17 protein-coding genes and 1 pseudogene are annotated in these 18574 nt (G+C 57.4%); 15 read left to right on the forward strand and 3 right to left on the reverse strand.

Annotated features, from left to right (window positions below; genetic code table 11):
• Window positions 1-4: 4 nt before the first annotated feature.
• From AB6804_RS16685 to AB6804_RS16695, 3 genes are all read left to right on the forward strand, one after another.
• Window positions 5-1630: an LVIVD repeat-containing protein gene (locus tag AB6804_RS16685; RefSeq protein WP_370887366.1), complete on the forward strand. Its 1626-nt coding sequence runs from the start codon at window positions 5-7 to the stop codon at window positions 1628-1630.
• 143 nt (window positions 1631-1773) lie between these two features.
• Entirely contained in the window at window positions 1774-3096 is a 1323-nt protein-coding gene (locus AB6804_RS16690; RefSeq protein ID WP_370887367.1) for a DUF6765 family protein, read from the forward strand.
• A 131-nt stretch (window positions 3097-3227) separates the two neighbouring features.
• Window positions 3228-4568, forward strand: coding sequence for an MFS transporter (locus tag AB6804_RS16695; RefSeq protein ID WP_370887368.1), 1341 nt, complete (start codon window positions 3228-3230; stop codon window positions 4566-4568).
• Window positions 4569-4949: 381 nt separating this feature from the next.
• Here the strand turns inward: AB6804_RS16695 and AB6804_RS16700 are convergent, their stop codons facing one another.
• Window positions 4950-5105 (reverse strand): hypothetical protein, encoded by a 156-nt coding sequence (locus AB6804_RS16700; RefSeq protein WP_370887369.1) that lies wholly within the window; start codon window positions 5103-5105, stop codon window positions 4950-4952.
• A 47-nt stretch (window positions 5106-5152) separates the two neighbouring features.
• Here AB6804_RS16700 and AB6804_RS16705 point away from each other — a divergent pair, with 47 nt between their 5' ends.
• The 3 genes from AB6804_RS16705 (at window position 5153) to AB6804_RS16715 (ending at window position 7685) form a co-directional block, all read left to right on the forward strand.
• The gene (locus AB6804_RS16705) at window positions 5153-6217 is read left to right on the forward strand and encodes an NAD(P)-dependent alcohol dehydrogenase (RefSeq protein ID WP_370887370.1); all 1065 of its coding nucleotides are present in this window, start codon (window positions 5153-5155) and stop codon (window positions 6215-6217) included.
• Between the two features lie 103 nt (window positions 6218-6320).
• Complete coding sequence (locus tag AB6804_RS16710) at window positions 6321-6962, forward strand: NADPH-dependent F420 reductase (RefSeq protein WP_370887371.1); 642 nt, start codon at window positions 6321-6323, stop codon at window positions 6960-6962.
• Window positions 6963-7289: 327 nt separating this feature from the next.
• Window positions 7290-7685, forward strand: a complete 396-nt coding sequence (locus AB6804_RS16715; RefSeq protein ID WP_370887372.1) for a winged helix-turn-helix transcriptional regulator — start codon at window positions 7290-7292, stop codon at window positions 7683-7685.
• Between the two features lie 697 nt (window positions 7686-8382).
• On the opposite strand, the gene AB6804_RS16720 is transcribed toward AB6804_RS16715, so the two are convergent.
• Complete coding sequence (locus AB6804_RS16720) at window positions 8383-8964, reverse strand: cupin domain-containing protein (protein WP_370887373.1); 582 nt, start codon at window positions 8962-8964, stop codon at window positions 8383-8385.
• A gap of 108 nt (window positions 8965-9072) precedes the next feature.
• Window positions 9073-10164 (reverse strand): substrate-binding domain-containing protein, encoded by a 1092-nt coding sequence (locus tag AB6804_RS16725; protein ID WP_370887374.1) that lies wholly within the window; start codon window positions 10162-10164, stop codon window positions 9073-9075.
• 715 nt (window positions 10165-10879) lie between these two features.
• On the opposite strand from AB6804_RS16725, the gene AB6804_RS16730 reads away from it, so the two are divergent.
• From AB6804_RS16730 to AB6804_RS16770, 9 genes and pseudogenes are all read left to right on the forward strand, one after another.
• A complete protein-coding gene (locus tag AB6804_RS16730; RefSeq protein WP_370887431.1) occupies window positions 10880-11629 on the forward strand; it encodes an SDR family oxidoreductase in 750 nt (249 codons plus the stop codon).
• Between the two features lie 113 nt (window positions 11630-11742).
• On the forward strand, window positions 11743-12681 hold the full coding sequence (locus AB6804_RS16735; protein WP_370887375.1) for an AraC family transcriptional regulator N-terminal domain-containing protein: 939 nt from the start codon (window positions 11743-11745) through the stop codon (window positions 12679-12681).
• A 554-nt stretch (window positions 12682-13235) separates the two neighbouring features.
• On the forward strand, window positions 13236-13661 hold the full coding sequence (locus AB6804_RS16740) for a transposase (protein ID WP_232478093.1): 426 nt from the start codon (window positions 13236-13238) through the stop codon (window positions 13659-13661).
• A complete protein-coding gene (gene tnpB, locus AB6804_RS16745) occupies window positions 13658-14002 on the forward strand; it encodes an IS66 family insertion sequence element accessory protein TnpB (protein ID WP_370887376.1) in 345 nt (114 codons plus the stop codon). Before AB6804_RS16740 ends, tnpB (AB6804_RS16745) begins: the two co-directional genes overlap by 4 nt.
• Window positions 14003-14032: 30 nt before the next feature.
• Window positions 14033-15247: pseudogene (locus AB6804_RS16750) on the forward strand (IS66 family transposase); the annotation flags it as partial.
• 555 nt (window positions 15248-15802) lie between these two features.
• Window positions 15803-16018, forward strand: a complete 216-nt coding sequence (locus AB6804_RS16755; RefSeq protein WP_370887377.1) for an IS3 family transposase — start codon at window positions 15803-15805, stop codon at window positions 16016-16018.
• A 48-nt stretch (window positions 16019-16066) separates the two neighbouring features.
• On the forward strand, window positions 16067-16588 hold the full coding sequence (locus tag AB6804_RS16760; protein ID WP_370887378.1) for a transposase: 522 nt from the start codon (window positions 16067-16069) through the stop codon (window positions 16586-16588).
• Window positions 16564-16917, forward strand: a complete 354-nt coding sequence (tnpB, locus tag AB6804_RS16765; RefSeq protein WP_077162218.1) for an IS66 family insertion sequence element accessory protein TnpB — start codon at window positions 16564-16566, stop codon at window positions 16915-16917. Before AB6804_RS16760 ends, tnpB (AB6804_RS16765) begins: the two co-directional genes overlap by 25 nt.
• 31 nt (window positions 16918-16948) lie before the next feature.
• Entirely contained in the window at window positions 16949-18529 is a 1581-nt protein-coding gene (locus tag AB6804_RS16770) for an IS66 family transposase (protein WP_370887379.1), read from the forward strand.
• Window positions 18530-18574: the final 45 nt, after the last annotated feature.

The raw sequence follows: 18574 nt of genomic DNA on the forward strand, positions 1-18574 counted from the left end.
CGTCATGTATCAGTCAAACAGATTACTATGGCTTTTCGTCAGTGCAGCCGCGTTGGCGGTGGCAGGCTGCGGAGGAGGCGGCAATGACGTTAGTCCAGCGGGTAGTCCGCCTGCAGCGGTCGCCGCTTATGTCGTTCCGAAAGCGACCTGCGGATCGGGCGACCATCCAGAAACCGCACTTCAAGGTCAAGTGCCGGCCTCAATGCGCAACGGTTTCGGTGGCTTCAACTGCAACCTCGAGATCGTCGGGCAATATCAAGGAGAAGGGGCGGACTGGTCCGCAGCGATGTTCAAGGATGCGAGCGGACATATTTGCGCGTATCACGCGATGGCTGCTCCGACGGACTCGGACGGCAAGAGCCGTGGGATAAAGAAACCTGGCGTTCCGGTGATCGACATAACCGATCCTGCAAAGCCTGTCTACATCACGTCGCTGACCTCGCCCGCGATGCTAGACCCTTGGGAGTCCCTACGGGTAAGCATGAAACGAGGACTTCTCGTAGCAGACAACGGTAGCAATGGCGGGGGAGGAGCGCAAGTCGATGTGTACGACATCGCTTCGGATTGTAGACACCCACAGTTGCTGGCGAGTATTGACGTCGGTACCGGCAGTGACGGGGGAGTTGTGGCCCCGAAAGCGCCTTCAGGTCATGAAGGTGGATTGTCACCTGACGGACTAACGTACTATGTTGGTTCTCTCGCGTCAAACGCATACTACGCAATCGATATCTCGGTCCCACAGCACCCAAAGAATGTCGCTTCAGTTGACCTCGCTACATTGCCGCTGGGGGGACTCGCTCACGGGCTCTCAGTGAGCGATGACGGAAAACGTGCTTACTTTGCCTCGATCGGAGCGGACGCCATCGGTCTTGCAAGCCTGCCCCCCCCGTTGAATGATCCTAACGCGAAGGTGCAGAATGGTTTTTACGTGATGGACACCTCACAGGTACAAGCACGCGCTCCCAATGCAAAAATGACGCTGATCGCTTCGGTCCCTGTGCGAGATGGATCCACGTCGCAGCACACGATTCCCATCCGTGTGAAGGGGAAGCCCTATCTCGTGCACGTCGATGAGGGGGGGGCTGGGGGGCTACTTGATCCTGCAACTAAGAATGCGGCAGCCGCCTGTTCCGCGGGCCTTTCTCCCTTCCCGATGGCACATATCTACGATATGTCGAATGAAGCAAGCCCCGTGCAAATTTCAGAAACGCGCCTAGAAACACATGTTACAGCGAATTGCTCAAGAGTCTTGCCGGACATGGTCGGCGTGAACATCTTTGGATACGGCAGTCACTACTGTACCGTCGACAATCGTGAAAACGCCACCGCAATGGCCTGTGGCTTTCAAGATTCAGGTGTACGCGTGTTCGACATTCGTGATCCAGCTGCGCCAAAGGAAATTGCGTATCTCAACCCTCCTGGTACAACCGTCAGTGTCCCCGGTTCGCAGCATACGTATCGGGGATGGCACGCCGGAAATCCTGACTGGTGCAATGCTAGACTGGATTTCGACTTCGAGAACCACCGTCTTGTTACCGCGTGTCAGGACAACGGGCAACTTGTAATGGCGTTCAAGAACGGCGTTTGGCCGATGCCTGAAAGCACACCCGCGGCAGACGCGAGCAACTGAAGTGCTCGTCAAGGGGAAGCTCTATGCGCTTCCCCTGTAGCAATAAACGGAAAGTGGGAGGTCGATTGGTGTCTTGTCTGCACATTCACCACCGAGGGCAGTGGCGTGTTGCGCGAAACAAAACGTTCTTCAGAGGCATACAAATGCTTCTGACTGTTTCGATCGTGCTATTCCCCCGGGTTGCGCCTTGCTTCGAGTCTGACGTTCACTATGGGTTAACGTACTGGCTGGCCCAGAAAGCTGGATTTTTGCCCGAGGAGGCGGAAGCGATTTCACTCGGAAACCAGCGCGTTGATGGCGGGCTGATCGAGAACATGAAATCCCAGCTGCAGTATGCGTGCCTGTTGCCATACGAAGAGGACTCCCTGGCAGTACAAACGCTTCACTTTCCGAGTGCTCGGAAGGTGCCCGTCTCGCCCGAGGGACGAACAGTCACAGCCGGCTCGCGTGAAAGCTCAGCGCAGACTGAGAAGTTGATCGAAACAGCACGAGGGAAAGCCGGGTTTATGCTTCAGCTTTTCGGGAAATCGCTGCATCCACTACAGGACGCGTACTCGCACCAAGGCGTGCCAGTCGCGGTCTCTCTCGAAGAGGCAGGCATAAAGTGCGATGATCAACTCTCGATGAGCGCGCCTAGGGACAGGCAAAGTATCAGCGTTCACGATGCAGAAGTCACGGCAAGTTGGCCGAGTGAGATCCCACCTATGGCCCGCGCCACGTTCGATGCACTTCTTCGATATCCAACGATCGATGGACGAGTACGTATTCCGGAAAAGTGGGAGAACATTTCGTCTCAATTAAATAGCTTTGCAGTTGCTAGGACCAAAGCGAACAAGGCGGACTGGTTTCGAGAGCGCGGATTTGCTGACGTCTCGTTCTTAGATGGGATCAGCTTGCCTGACGGAGATGGATGGAGGTCGATTAGATGGCGTGGGAGAAAGTTGCCTGAATTAAACGACGGTTCAATGCAGCACAATGTTGACCCACAAATCCTTGGATTCTATCGCGGTTTCTTTGAGCAATGGCTAACCGGGTCAATGAAGTTCGGAAGGCTAGCACCATTTATAGCAGATGCAACTTCCAAGAACGCCCAGCATGTGCCGCTGGAGCTTCGTCTTTGGCTATGGCGGCTCCGCGACCACGGTGCCGCGATTCCCTTCCTCTTCGACAGAAGTGGTGGGCCAAAGGTGATTCGTGGCGCAAGAGCTCTTATGGCGAAGCCTGCGGCTTTCGAGCGGTACGCTGTTCCTACCGACGCGGTTTTGCCCGTGTTGTATGAGAGCGATGCTCCGTCTCCAGTACTCCCTTTCATCGTGCTAGATCTGCCTCGTTCGGCTAAAAATCGGCCCAGGGCCATCGCCATTTTGAAGCTACTAGATGCACCGTATGAGACGCTGGGAATTGTGACCGAGCGGGTGGATGGTCGGTGGTTCATCACCTCCGTCGTATCTACATTTGATTACTAGACAGGCAGAAATGAAGTTTCGAGAGGTTGACGTTTCGTTGCTTGTCAAAGGCTGCTGACACGCCCCGGACGAAGGAAGAAGACGCTGCTTCGAAACAAAGCGCCAGTTGATGAGTGAGTTCAGGAGTCTCTATGCAAAGCAGTGGTTCCAAGCGCGCGCTGAGCGCTGCCTCAATCGGAAATTTTGGCGAAATTTACGATTTCGCTGTGTTTGGCTTTTCAGTACCGTTCATTGCAGCGCATTTTTTCCCGACAGGCGACACAGCTGCCGCACTTCTCAATACTTTTGCGGTGTACGCGGTCGCGTTTGTTGCTCGACCTGTTGGCGGCCTGCTGTTTGGCTACTTGTTAGATCGAATAGGCCGGGTCAAGGTGCTTTCGATTACCATTTGGTTGATGGCGGCAGGCACAGCAATCATAGGTCTTCTGCCTACATACGCGAATATCGGCCTTGGTGCTCCTCTTCTCCTCGTCATATGTAGATTCGCGCAAGGGCTCGCGATGGGAGGGGAACTCACGGGCAGCACTAGTTTCATCCTTGAATCGGCACCATCGGCACGACGAGGGCGTTGGGTCGGATTTTCTTATTGTCTTGCCAACATTCCGAACGCTCTAGTCGCTTTGATGCTATTGGGATTTCAATTGGTAATAGGGAAGGAAACGTATCTGGACTGGGCATGGCGAGTGCCGTTCCTGATTGGTGGGCTCATTGGCGTCGTTGGCTACTGGCTTCGTCGAAATCTTGAGGATCCCGACGAGTACAAAGAGGCGTCGCGGAGAAACCGCACCAAGAGTCCGTTAGGGATCCTTACCCGTTCTGGCCTTAGATCGATGATGTACGTAGCAATGATAATGCCGATCCAGTCTGTCGCCGCTTATCTTCTGCTCGGTTTCATGTACACCTTTCTCGTTAAGCAAGTAGGAATGGATTCGACGACCGCATTACTATCAAACTCGGTCGGTATCGCCGCGTACGCCTTTTTCTATCTGATCGGGGGGACGCTCAGCGATCGGTTTGGCCGCAAGCCCGTGCTTATGGCGGGAGCGTCCTGGCTCGTCGTGGTCGCGTACTTTTCGGTCCGGTTAGCTGCGAATGGATCGCTGGTTGGAGCGGTCACTGGACAAGTGTTGCTTGGAATAGGTATAGGTCTGTATGGAGCAGCGTGTTCGGTGGCCGCTGCGGAGCTGTTTCCGACGTCATTCCGCGCAACGGGGCACGCGATTGCGTATCAGGTGACAGTTGCGGTAATGGGCGGAACAACCCCCTTGGTAAGTGCTGTTTTGATTAAGTTCTTGCATTCGCCGCTCGCGCCGGGTTGGTATGTGACGATCGTCGCGGCGACCACACTTATCCTTGTTCAATTCGTGCCGGAGACAAAGGATGTGGACCTCCGAACGTCCATCGACGGCCAGACGACCGATTTGCATGCTCGAGAATTATCGAGCAATGCTGCGGGCCGACCGCGAAGTTGAGGCCGGTCCACGAAAGTTTATTCGGAGGCTTGGATAAACCGAGGCACGCAGCGTGAAGGTCCATAGGATCAGGCAAGAAATCCAGCGAAACGCAGCTATTCGAACGTGGGGCTCGTCGGCACAATGCTTCCCTGAAATGACACGAATGGATCGTGCGTGTGCAAAGCTGCAGCGCCAGCCCCGTCGCCGCAGCACGACCCGTATGGTTCGCTGCCGCACCTCCTATCGGAAGGACGATTTCATGAAAAAACTCTTTCTAGTCTTCGGACTGTTCGTCTTTTTTCACTGCATTAGGAGCCGATATGTCAAGTGGGGCGGACGACTTTTACAAGAGCGACAAGGTAACCACGGAAAAGGTGACGTTCCAGAACCATTACCGCATTAAAATTCAGCGAAGACGCCTACAAGCGCGCCGGTCAACCCAAGGAATTGGTCATCGTACCCGGCGCAGGCCACGGCGACCTGTATGATCGCGTCAATTTGATTCCGCTCGCGAAGTTGACTGAGTTCCTCAAGATCAATTTGAAGTAATTGCATGTCGGCCCACGGCTCCAATAGGCGAGGGCCATTTTCGGGAGCTTTTGATGAAAACTTATGGATACGCCGCGCTTGCAGCCGACAAACCCCTTGCGCCGTTTTCCTTCGACCGACGCGCGTTGCGCGCCAATGATGTTGCAATTGAAATTCTCTACTGCGGAGTCTGCCATTCCGACCTGCATACCGCCCGAAACGACTGGTCTTGGACGAACTATCCGATCGTGGTCGGACATGAGATCGTCGGACGAGTGATCGAGGTTGGCCCGGACGTGACGCGGCACAAAGTCGGCGACCATGTTGCTGTGGGAACTATGGTCGATAGTTGCCAAAACTGCGACCAGTGCCATAAGGGCGAAGAACAACTTTGTCGCGAGGGCAACACGCAGACCTTCTGTGGAGTGGATCGAATTACGGGCGAGCCGACGATGGGAGGCTATGCCAAGCACATCGTGGTGCGCGAAGAATTCGTGCTACGGGTGCCGAAGGGTTTAGCTCTCGCGAAAGCCGGCCCGCTGCTTTGCGCGGGTGCGACGACGTACTCGCCCCTGCGCAACTGGAACGTCGGACCCGGCAGCCGGGTAGGCGTCATCGGCATGGGCGGCCTGGGCCATATGGCGATCAAGCTAGCTGCCGCGCTGGGCGCAAGTGTCACGGTTTTGAGTCGTTCACCTAGCAAGGAGGCGGATGCCAAGGAACTCGGTGCGGACGCCTTCCTCCTGTCCAGCGACGAAAAGGCGATGGTCCAAGCAGGCTCTGCGTTCGATCTCATCATCGACACGGTGCCAACCAAGCACGATCTTACACCCTACCTTCCGCTGCTCGACGTGGACGGGACCCTATGCGTGGTCGGGCAGGTCGGTCCTTTGGACGAGTTGAATAGCCTGCCACTGCTGCTCGGCCGCCGCCGCGTTGCCGGCTCGGCTATCGCCGGTATCGCACAAACGCAGGAGATGCTCGATTTCTGCGCGAGGAAGAACGTGCTGCCAGAAGTAGAGATGATCGGTATCGACCAGATTAACGAGGCTTACGAGCGACTGCTACGGTCGGACGTGCGTTACCGGTTCGTGATCGACATGGCATCGCTGACCCAGCCGCACGTTGACGCGGCGTGAACATGGCGGCTGCGGAGTTGGTTGCCGTCTTTGCCCGATAGCCGGTGCTGGATCGTTCACTGGCCGTTCCAACGTCGAAGCTTGAATAACAATTGGTCTACTAATGAAAATTGGAATTCTAGGCTCTGGCCTGATGGGAGGATCAATCGGGACGATTCTCGCCAGACTCGGGCACGATGTTATTTTCAGCTACGCTCGAAGTGAGAAGAAGCTGCAACTACTTGCCGCCGCGGCAGGCTCCACGGCTCGCTCGGGAGCGCCGCGCGAAGCCGTCGAACAGTGCGACCTAATTGTCCTGGCGGTCCATTGGCGGCGACTCGATGACGTTCTGGCGCAAGCCGGCGATCTGACCGGGAAGATTGTTTTGAGCTGTACCAACCCGCTAGACGCGAGCAATAGCGAACTCGTAGTGGCACATACCGACTCTGGGGCGGAGACTATAGCTCGTAGGAACCCAGGTGCTCATGTCGTGGCCGCATTCCAGGCGACTCCAAGCGAAGTGCTCCAGAGCGTTTTTGAGGCGCGCGGCAACTCACCTCGGCCGAGCATGCTTTTCTGCGGCGACCACGATGAGAGCAAGAACCGAGTGCACGCGCTGCTTGAACAGTTCGGTTTCGATCCTATCGACGCAGGGCCGCTCAGGCTCGCGCGCTACATCGAGCCATTCGCGATGCTTGCCACGGTACTCGCCTATGGGACCGATAAGGGGGCCGAATGGGTTTATCGGTTTGGCCGTCTTCAGTGACGGTATTCCCTCACCGTAGAATGCGATATCCATCTATGGAATTTGCGTTGCTTCTTGGCTGCCGCAGGAACTGCACTCCGCTCCGCTGCTGAGCGCAACGTACTAAGCAGTCGAGGCAAAGGCTCGGTAAGAGTCTGCCGGACCCAATCCTTCTTGACCCGTACAGCGTCGCGGACACGAGATATAGCAGTGCCAGCAAAGCAGTGCTGATCCAGTAAGCGTAAATCGTAACCACGAGCAGGACTCCTAGAGTTGGTTCATATCGACTTTTCTAAAGGATGTCGTCTAATATGAAAGCCATCAAGTAGGATGATAAATGGCGCCTAGATGGAAAACCAGACTAATGAAGCCGACGGGATCAACATGCACGACGAAATGCGCCGTGCCTTTGCGTTGCTGTCTGGCAAGTGGAAGCTAGAGATTATGTGGTTGCTCAACCAGCGGATCTACCGCTTTGGAGAGCTGCGAAAGGCGATCCCAGGCATTACCCAGCACATGCTGACGGCTCAACTACGCGAGCTGGAGGCTGACGGTTTGGTGTCGCGCACAGTGTTCGCAGAAGTGCCGCCTCGCGTCGAATATGCGATCACTGCGAAGGCGCGCGGCTTGGGGCCGACGATCGAGGCGCTGACAGGCTGGTGGAATGAGTACGGACGAAGCCTGCCGGTGAAGCCGACCGCACGCGGGCGGAAAGCCAAAGTTGTCACGCCGAAGTCGGATTGAGATTCGCTACATCTATGCGCGGTTCAGGATGGGGCACGATCGACGCCGCACACTCGAACTCTTGTAGAGCGTGCTAGCTTACCGCTACTAAAGCTGGTTAGGCAAGTCGGGCCAACCGCGATGTTGCCCACTGCGAGATCTTCGCGCTTACCGACTTGAAGCGTCTTTGCGATTTTTTCGCGCAGTTCTGGAAGAAATCGCTGCGCAGATAGTCCCCCGGAGTTAACGTGAGTTAACGACATCACGTGATTCCAACCTTGCCGACGGCCCCGCCCCTGCAAGACGAGCGTGAATCAACTCGACGGTTTCGCCCGCGTCGGGCGAATCGATTATTCTGGTGGGTAGCTCGGGCGCGGCCGAGGCCGCGGCGCAATCGAGTGCCTGTCCGCAGACTGAACCGCCAACGACAATCAATCTGATTGATTGCCCCTTAGCCAATCCGAGTTCTTTGAAGCTTGCTCCCCGGCTGGCGAAGACGAACTTGTGCGTCGGAGCACCAAACCTCGAAGCGACCGCTTTGGCAGCACTCCGGCGGCGACCGGTCAATTGCTGCTCCAATGGTCTCGCCCCTTTGATGTAGAAGCGGACAAATAATGGCCGGGACGTAACTTCGATTCACATTCGAGGGGAGCGCATGACGTTCTGTCGCAAGTACATGTGAAGTACGGCCGCCCTCGGCTGGATCGCTCTCGTTTGGTCACGTACCCTTCCTCCTGGCGCCGACCATTACGGAAACGACCGTGCAAGGACTCTTAGTTTCATTGCGCCAGTTGTGCCAGCCTCCTCGCATTACGATCGCATCACCTTGCTTAGCGACCACCTCACGGTTCTCCAGTTCGAGGACTATCTCGCCTGTCAAAACGAGAACGAAATCCACGCTGTCAGAGATATGCATTCCGGGGCGGTCGGGATCGAAAGCCTCGACAAAGTTTGACAGCCCCTCTCCTTGTACGGTCTCGAGTAGTGGCGACTTGTCTTCCGGACTCGACACACTTTCAGTTGTGGGCATGAAGGTAAAGAAGCGGAAGCGAACTCCGCCGGGCCCGGGAAACCAAGGATCAACGACTTGTGCAGGGTTTACGTTCGTCCCAACAAGCGCCACATCGTCAGCTGTTCCCCAAAGCTGGCTCACCTTGAATACCGGAACCCCGAAGCTGTCTTCTCCAACGTCCGCGTCGATAAGTGCCTCTTGATAGTCCGATTTACCGTCTTGCTCTATCCTCGTAACGATAACCCGGGCCTGGTCAGGGTGGACGATACCGGTGTGCTTCGTTTCCACGTCTTCTCCGCTGTTTGATGGGCCTGTTCGGTCGGGTCGATTTTCGCAGCGATGTGCAGCCTCGACCGTTTGGCCGGTTTAAATGCTCTTACCTTACCCTAGCGCATCTTACTGACAGCTATTCGCGCTGCTGCCAAACACCTGAGCCTTTGATACCCACCCGTTCGGAGCGATCTTAGTCACAAATTCGCACAGGTTCGCCTTCGTCACGCTCACGATCTTAACGTAGTCCGTTCGCGTGCCGTTGACTGTCGCGCTCGGAGCGGGGATGTCCTTTCCCGTCCCAAGCGCATGCGCAAGGTTCGCAGCGTCTTTTGCCATTGTGTCGAAGGGCGTCCAGGTCGTTTGGGATTGCCATCCCTGCGCAATATACGCGAGACTCGGTACCAGAGCGTCCGCCCCTGTCACCCAAACCTCTCCCGGCTTCTTACCTGCCGACTTCAGAGCCTGAACGACAGCCTGAGCAGCGTTGTCCCACATCACTACAAACGCTTTGATGTTCGGATCCTTTTGCAGCGCGGACTCAGCTTCTCTCTGAGCGATCGCCGTATCCCAACCCGGCGTTAGACTGTCGTAGACCACGTTGATGCAGGACTTGTTTTTGATGAGTGAGTCGTACGCTTTTGACATGTCAACCTGGGCAATCGTTGACTGGTCCCCCCGGATAAGCGCGTACTTTCCGCAAGGAACCGCCGTGAGCGCAGACTGAGCTTGCATAGCTCCCATGTCGTAGTTATTGCGCGAGATATGGTAATCAGCCGTGGCGTCGCTAACTCCTCTGTCATAGGTAATTACCTTGATTCCATGGCTTTGCGCCTCTTTGACCAGGCTGCTCGCGGCTCGTGCGTCGATGGCGGTGAGGACGAGCACGTTCACCTGCCGTTGGATCATGCTTTCGACTTGGTTTTTTTGCGTCGCCGCGTTCTCGTTCGAGTACTGAAAGATCGTTTCGTCCCCGTTAGCCTTGGCTTGCTCAGCGAGGACCTTTTGTTCCCACGCCCACCGAGCCTGATTTTGTGATGGGAACACCACTCCTATCCGGACGCCGCCAGCCTGAGCGGATACGGCGGGAGCACACATCACCAGCGCGGCGGTCGCCCAAGCCGCTGCTCGGCGCCAGCAACTACGGGACGCGCGTTTCGGACCGGAACCTTCACTGCCCAGCGTGCTCGCCGCGAGCATATTAACGTTAGCCCTCATGTCTCCTCCTTTATTCATCGGTCGGCGAGACTTCTAAGGACCCCGCCGTTATTTTGAACCGCACGATAGTGCAAGCCGGTGCGTGCATTCTGCCCTCCGCCCATCGGGCGGTATATGGAACGGCTTGCGAAGCTCCTTTGCGCGCGGTGACAAGCTTCTTTCGGGGATCGGCCCGCGTTGGCATCGAGCGTCACGGGCCCTGCGGCGCAAGACGGCGGATCGCCGTGACCGCCCAGGTCCAGTCCCCTCGTAACGGCGGGATCTTTGCTCCTCTCGAAGGCTCTAGGTGGTTTTCGACTCGCGGTGGGCAACTGAGCTGCGAAGCCGGAAGAGCGGCTAGTGTTGGCCGTGCGGCGTCGCTATAGGTTGGATGGCGCCGCTGCCACGGGACGGCGCGTTTGAAACCGGCATGCCTGTCATCGGATTGGGCAAATAATGCAGTGAAATGAGCTATCCGCACTGGCCTGTCTAGAGCGAGAATGGCAGCAGTCGGTATTGTTGGCGGATTTGTCGATGAGCCGCCGTGGCTCGGAATGCTGGGCGAGGCCAATGGTGAGGGCAAAAGGCGTCCAGGCTCACAATGTCGAGAACAGTCGGCGTACAAGAGCCCGAGAATCGGCGTCACTCAGAATTCCGCATCGCGTCGCCGCTTTAGTGGTGCCACGGGATCCGCGGCGCTGTTTCGCACCTGGTAAGTTTCGTACCGGAGAGGAGTATAAATATGATCGAGAATAAGGTTGTTATCATTACCGGTGCTTCATCCGGGATTGGAGAAGCAACGGCCAAGCTGCTTGCCTCAAAGGGTGCCAAAGTAGTGCTTGGTGCGAGGAGAGAGAGTCAACTCAAGCAACTTGCCAGAGAAATTTCTGATGTCGGTGGGCAGGCAGTCTATCAAGTAGTCGACGTCACGCAACAGGCGGACAACGAGAGCATCGTGGCTCTCGCGAAAGAGGCATTCGGCAAACTAGACGTTATCTTCTTGAACGCTGGGATTATGCCTAACTCACCACTGTCTGCGATGAAAACGGACGATTGGCATGACATGGTGGATGTGAATATTAAGGGCGTACTCAATGGCGTCGGTGCCGTGTTGCCGACGTTTATTGGACAAAAATCAGGCCAAGTTATCGCCACATCGTCAGTGGCCGGGCTTAAGGCTTATCCAGGCGGAGCGGTTTACGGGGGAACCAAGTGGTTCGTCCGCGATTTTATGGAGGTACTGCGCATGGAGTCCGCTATGGAGGGCACCAATATTCGCGCCACAACCGTTTATCCTGCCGCAATCAACACGGAATTATTGCAGGCAATTCGCCATGATCAAACGTCAGAGGCGATGCGAGGGGTGTACGAGAAATATGGTATTTCGCCCGATCGCGTTGCAAACGTGATCGCGTTCGCAATCGACCAACCGGAGGATACTGTAATCAATGAGTTCACCGTAGGGCCGACAAGCCAGCCGTGGTAGTTCGTGTCGGTGCTGCCCGTGCCGAAAGCTTGATAAAAGGTCCTCACCATAACTCAAATAGCGGAGCAAATGGTGTCGGGAGGACAAGGTCATTCGGGAAGGATGCGTTTGCAATGGCTCTTAAACACGAATCTACTCTGCAGCGCGGGACGCCTCAGGCGGCGCTCGCCGGAGCAATCGCCGCAAGAGCCACGCGTCCAGGCGACTTTGACACGGCTGTACCAACTTTGAGTTTGTTTCGTCGAGACTCGACGAGCCCCCCGACGGAATGTATGGTTGAGCCGAGCATCGTCCTTGTGGTGCAAGGCTTGAAGCAAGTTTGGGTGGGGGGCGAATCCTTCGCGTATGACGCGAAACGCTTCCTCATCACTTCGTTGGATGTACCGGCAAACTCAGAAGTTGTTGCTGCAAGCAAGGAGCGTCCTTGCCTAGGCCTAACTCTGAAACTTGATATGCACGTGTTGGCAGACTTGATGGCGCGAGGTCAAGGAAACGCGCCATGCGATCGCTCACGCGGAAGGGGGGTTGGAGTCGGAACGTCCACCATGGATCTTTTGTATCCTTTCGTGCGGTTGTTGGACTTGCTGGATGACCCGGAAGCCATTCCGGTTTTGGCTCCTTTAATTGCGCGTGAGATTCATTACCGTCTACTTCGTAGCGATCAGGCAGCGCGGTTACAGCGCATCGCGTCTGTAGATGGACAGGGCTACCGAATTTCCAAAGCTGTCGACTGGCTGAAGGCAAATTTCGCGGTGCGGCTTCGTGTGGAAGAATTGGCGGCGCGTGTGCAGATGAGCACCCCAACATTTCATCAGCACTTCCGCCAACTGACTGCAATGAGCCCCTTGCAATATCAGAAGTGGCTTCGACTGAACGAAGCTAAGCGGTTGATGCTGAATGAGCACCTTGATGCGGCGAGCGCAGCTTTTAGGGTGGGATACGAAAGTCCATCTCAATTCAGTCGCGAGTACAGTCGGTCATTTGGGGCACCTCCAAAACGAGATATTGCTGTCATGCGGGCACAGGCCGAGCAACTGGATCTGCAAAGGTGATTAGGCATCGCTGCCGTCGATCCGGCGGGCGCAAGCAAAACTGTCTCTGCCTCTAGGCTTTGGAGCAGTAACGTCCTCTTCCGGGGCGACCAAGTACGCATGAACCGTCGGGGTCTGTCACATGGATCGGTCTGTGGTCAGCCTGCTGCGATCCGTTGCGACCCATCCGCTCCTGGTCGGCAGTATCTCGCATGAACCCGGCGCGCGATGTGATCACGCCGACGCCACGCTGCCGCCCGATTTTCGTACCCGGGCGCATGATCTTTCGGCAGCCACAACGCGACAACTTTCGCTATGTTCTCCAAAGACACGGAATTGTGACGAAGGGTAAAAAAACGCCGACTGTTCACAGTCGGCGAAAAAGGCCTCTGGGCCATTGATAGAACAGACCCAGAACCTGAGAGAGCGGCGAGGATATTGTCGAGCAATTAACACGCGTTTCCGTTGGTTCATCAAGAGTGCGTTGCAGGGTAAGCGTCTCGCCGCGGCCGTTCTGGCGTGCTGATTGAGGTTTTGGGTAGTTTGGTATCCACCAAATTATGGTGGGTACTAAAGTGGACAAGACATGGGGCGATGGCGCCGCAGACGGCGCATATAAGCGGCCGAACTTTCCGACCGAGTTCAAACGGCAACTGGTTGAACAATCTCTCGAGCCGGGCGCGTCGGTGGCATTGATCGCGCGCAGCAACGATATCAATGCAAACCTGTTGTTCAAATGGCGACGGCTTTATCTGGCAGGAGAGTACGGTTTGCCGACGCTGCCTGAGCGCGCGACGCCAAAGCGGGCACAGGAGGTGCCGTCGCTGTTGCCTGTGAATGTCGTCGCTGAGGCGGCAGAACATACGCCACCGATGGAAGTTGATGCAACACGGTCGCCAGAGAATCTTTGCGAGATCGAGTTCGACCGTGCACGCTTGAGGGTTTGCGGCAACGTGTCGCCGGATATGCTGCGGCTGCTGATCCGGGAGCTATCCCGATGATCGGCTTGCCGGCAGGCACTCGCATCTGGATCGCCGCAGGCGTCACCGACATGCGCAGTGGTTTCCCGGCTCTTGCCGCGAAGGTGCAAGCGGCACTCGAAGAGAATCCGCTCGGCGGAGACGTGTTCATTTTTCGGGGACGTCACGGCGATCTCGTAAAAATTCTCTGGGCAACCGATGACGGCCTATGGCTTCTTGCGAAGCGGCTTTCGCGCGGACGTTTTGTCTGGCCCCAGGCCGATGGGGGCAAGATCTATTTGACGTCTGCGCAGCTGTCGATGCTGCTGGAAGGCATCGATTGGCGACAACCCCGTCGTACGGCCGCATTGTCGATGTTGTAAACCGCATCGAAGGCTCGTAAACTGCAGCGCATGCCTGACCATGCGCCGCTTCCGCAAACCGTTGCCGAGCTCCACGCCCTGGTGCTCGAGCAGCAGGCATCGATGGCAAAGATGCGCCAGGAGATCGCCGAACGCGACCGGGAGATTGTTGAGCGGGACCAGGAACTTGAGCGCCTGAAGGCGCAGGTCGACAAGCTCAGGCGCATGCACTTCGGTCGTAAATCCGAGCAGGTAGACCGACAGATCGATCGGCTCGAAACCCAACTTGAGGATCTGGCAGCGGGCAGCGGCGTTGCCGATGTTCGCCGTGCACGCGCTCGTGCATCGAGTTCGGGCGTGTCTGCGGCATCCCCGAAGGAAGCCTTGGCGCCCCATCTGCCACGCGAAGAGCACGAGCTCGAGCCCGATTCCAACTGCCCGAAGTGCAACAACGCCATGGAGTTGCTCGGCGAGGATGTGTCTGAGCAGCTCGCGCGCGTCACGGCGATGTTCAAGGTCATCCGCACTATCCGTCGCAAGCGGATCTGCACCGGTTGCGGCCATATCGCGCAACCTCCCATGCCCGGGCTGCCGATCGAGCGCAGCATCGCGCATCCCAGCTTGCTGGCCGAGATCATCGTTGCGAAGTATGCAAATCACACGCCGCTGTATCGGCAATCCGAGATCGGAGCGCGCGACGGCGTTCGTCTCGATCGCGCCACCATGGCCCGCTGGGTCGGGGCAATGCGAAGAACTCTGTCGGCTGCTGACTGAAGCCCTGCGTCGCTACACAATGGCGACTGCGAAGCTCCACGCGGACGATACGCCGATACCGGTGCTCGCGCCTGGGAAAAAAAAGACCAAGACCGGTCGGTTGTGGGTCTACGTGCGCGATGATCGCCGCTCAGGTTTGTGCGGCCCGCTGCTGTCTGGTTCGCGTACTCGCCGGACCGCAAAGGCATTCACCCCCAGACCCATCTTGCCGGATTCGAAGGCATCCTTCAGGCGGACGGCTATGCCGGCTTCAACGAGTTGCACGAAGACGGCCGAGTTCGTCTGGCATTTTGCTGGGATCATGCGCGCGGATACGTATTCAACGTGCATGAGACAGCCCCGTCGGACACCACGAAGCAATGGCTCCACATGGTTGGCGAGTTTTACGGAATCGAGGCTGATATCCGCGGCAAACCGCCGGATGAGCGGCGACGCGTCAGGCAAGAAGAAAGCGCCCCATTGCTCGCGGCCCTCGAGACGTCGATGAGGGAACTCGCCGAAAATGCTTTGCGCTGTTGTACGTTGCTGATTTCGACGCGGCCGTCATCACAGAGCAATGTGAGCCCGTCCCAGCGGTTCAGAGAGTAGTTGATCGCTTCGACCAGCGGTGCCTTTGTCCAAAGGTCAGGCCAACCGCATCTACGAACTGTTGCCCTGGAACGTCGCGAAGCACCTGCTCCCATCTGCACCTTCATCGGGTTGATCCCTTCTGCCTGCGGCAGGCTTAGCCTGCCGCATTCTCCGACGCTTGTCCAAAGAGTTCTCAACGGCCCCGGTTCGACCCATACCCCGGGACGCCGGTACACGACTTGATGGGCTCACCACTGCCGAGCGCGAAGAAATTACGCGCCTGCGCCGCAAGGTGCGCCGGCTTGAGCCTTGAGCGAGAGATCCTCTCAAAAGCCGCGGCCTGGTTCGCACGGGAGACCGGAACGGTGCCCGGAAGGGTTCGAGTTCATGAAAGCGAATCGGGCCGCATGGCCCATTGCCACGATGGCACGGCTGCTCGGGGTCTCCGCCAGCGGCTTTTGCGCGTGACTTGAGCGCGTGCCATCGAAGCGAGCGTGCAGCGACGCCGATCTGCTCGCGCGCATCCGGGCGATCCACGCAGGCTCGCGCGGCGTCTACGGCATGCCTCGCATTCATTTCGAACTTGCCGAGCAAGGTGTGCATGTTGGACGCAAACGCGTTGCCCGCCTGATGCGTCTGGCCGGCCTCTGTGGCGTAAGCCGGCGACGCTGGATCTCTGTAAGCGGTCAATAAAAGACGCCCTTCCGTCTAGGGGCAGAAGGTCAGAAGCTAGGTGTCCACGTGGACACCTGCACACTGACACTGATGACAGAGAACAAAGACCTCAAGAGCCGCCTGGTGATTGGCGCGAAACGCGATGGCCGTCGCGAGTATGACGAAGCGGCACGCGACGAACTTGTCAGGATGTGCCTGAAGCCCGGCGTGTCTATCGCGCGCACGGCCATGGAACATGACGTAAATCCCAATCAGCTTCGCAAGTGGATCACTCGTTACCGTCAGCAGCGAATGGCGCAGGCTCAGCAGAACTTGGCGTCAGGGGTCGCAGAGGGCACGCTGATCGATACTCCGACATCGGCGCGCTCGAGCGTGGCGCCGGCATTCATTCCAGTTGTCACCGCGCCATTGGCACCGCCCGATGTGACTCAAGAGCGGTCGCCGCCCCTGCCGTCGATGGTCGTCGCACTTCATGTGCGGCTGCCGAATGGCGTCGAGTTCGAGCTGGGCAACGCGAGTCTCGAAGAGCTGGCGACGATCGTCCAGATGCTCGGGAGCCTACCGTGTTCCGGTTCGACGATGGGCTAAAGGTCTACGTTCACCGCGATCCCGTTGACTTCCGGATGGGCATCAATGGTTTGTCGATCCTCGTCGAGCAGGCGATGTCGCTAAATCCGCTGGACGAGGCCTTGTATGTGTTCGGCAACCGACGTCACGATCGTATCAAGATCATTGCCTGGGATGGCAATGGGTTCTGGCTTCTCATGAAGCGGCTCGAAGGTCATGATCGCTTCGCCTGGCCCAACGATGCGGCCGTCGTGATGCTAAGCACAGAGCAATTACGCTGGCTTCTACAGGGCGTGGACCTCGCCGCCATCAAGAAACACCCAAAGCGATATTATGCTCGTGTGAGCTGAACATCGACGCAGCATGCCTGTCTAACCGGGCATGCCGATCAATGTCACGATCACTGCCGAGGAACTGAAGGAGTTGCTCGCCGCACGCGACGCACTTGGTGCCGTTCAGCAGGAGCGTGACGAACTGCGCGGCACACTACGGCTGGTGACAGCGGAGCGGGATCTCGCGGAAGAGCGGCTGCGAGCGTACAAGCGCGAACTGTTTGGCGCGTCCAGCGAATCGCGCGAATCGGACCAGCTTGGTCTGTTCAATGAAGCCGAAGCGCTCACGGTCTCCGGCGGACAGCCCGCGCAGGATGATACGGCAAATACAGCGGTGTCTGCCCACACACGCAAGAAGCGCGGCCGCAAGCCGCTCGATCCGAGCCTGCCGCGCGAGGTCGTCCGGCACGAGCTGCCCGAGTCCGAGCGCTTCTGTGGCCACGATGGCCACGCGCTCGTGGAAATCGGCGTTGAGATCAGCGAGCAACTCGACGTGATCCCAGAGCATATCCGCGTCATCCAGCATCAACGCGTCAAGTACGCTTGCCCCTGTTGCGATCTCGGTATCAAGGTAACGCCGCCACCACCGCGGATCATTCCGCGCGGCCTGCTTACCGAATCGGCACTGGCGTGGATCATCACCGGCAAATATCAGTTTGGCATGCCAATCTATCGTCAGGCCGGGCTCTTGCGACGCTTCGGCGGCGACATCTCGTCGAACACGGTTGCCGTCAGCGTTGTGCGGGTTGGGCTTGCCACCCAGCCGGTGATCAACCTGATGCGCGACACGTTGCTCGAAGCAGATCTGATCTATGGCGACGAGACGACCTTCCAGGTGCTCAAGGAGCCCGGGCGCCGACCGCAAACAAAGAGCTACGTCTGGGCGCAAATAAACGGTTCGGGACCGCCCATCCGACTGTTCACTTACACGCCCGGTCGCGGTGCAAAACACGCCGCGCAACTATATGCGGGCGTCAGATCGGGGGCTGCGTTGATGACTGATGTATATGAGCTTTATAGCGGCATCGCGCACGACCATCAGCTCGTCCATCTTGGTTGTTGGGCTCATTTAAGGCGCGCGTTCGTCAAGGCGGAAGATACAGTGCCCAAATCCGCTCGCACTCCGGACCTTCTGTCAACGCGCTTCATCAACCTCATCGGCAAGCTGTTCGCGGCTGAGGCGCGAAGTGCGAAGTGGAGCGCCGTTCGCCGGCTGCGATTACGCCGCCGCTATAGCGCCCGCGTGCTCGCCGTCATCGAGCAATTGTTGATTGAGCATCTGCCTGCCGTCGTGCCGGGTAGCATGCTGGGCAAGGCGCTGCAATATCTGAATCGGCAGTGGCACAAGCTGAGCCGCTACATTCAGAACGGCGACTATCCAATCTCGAACAACGCGTGTGAAAACGAGATTAGGCCGTTCGTCGTTGCACGCAAGGGCTTCCTGTTTGCCGATACGGTATCCGGCGCGCATGCGAGCGCGAATCTTTACTCACTGGTCCAATCGGCAAGAGCCAACGGTATCGATCCGTATCGATACCTCACGTGGCTACTCCGAGGCCTGCCGCTCGCGCAGACCGTCGACGACTACGCCGCGCTTCTTCCTTGGAATATGCCCGCCGAAGTGCGGTAAGTCATTGCCCAGTTCAATAACCCTGATGGGCGTCGTTAATTGACC

It is taken from the genome of Caballeronia sp. RCC_10, from assembly GCF_041360715.1.
Classification (GTDB): domain Bacteria; phylum Pseudomonadota; class Gammaproteobacteria; order Burkholderiales; family Burkholderiaceae; genus Caballeronia; species Caballeronia grimmiae.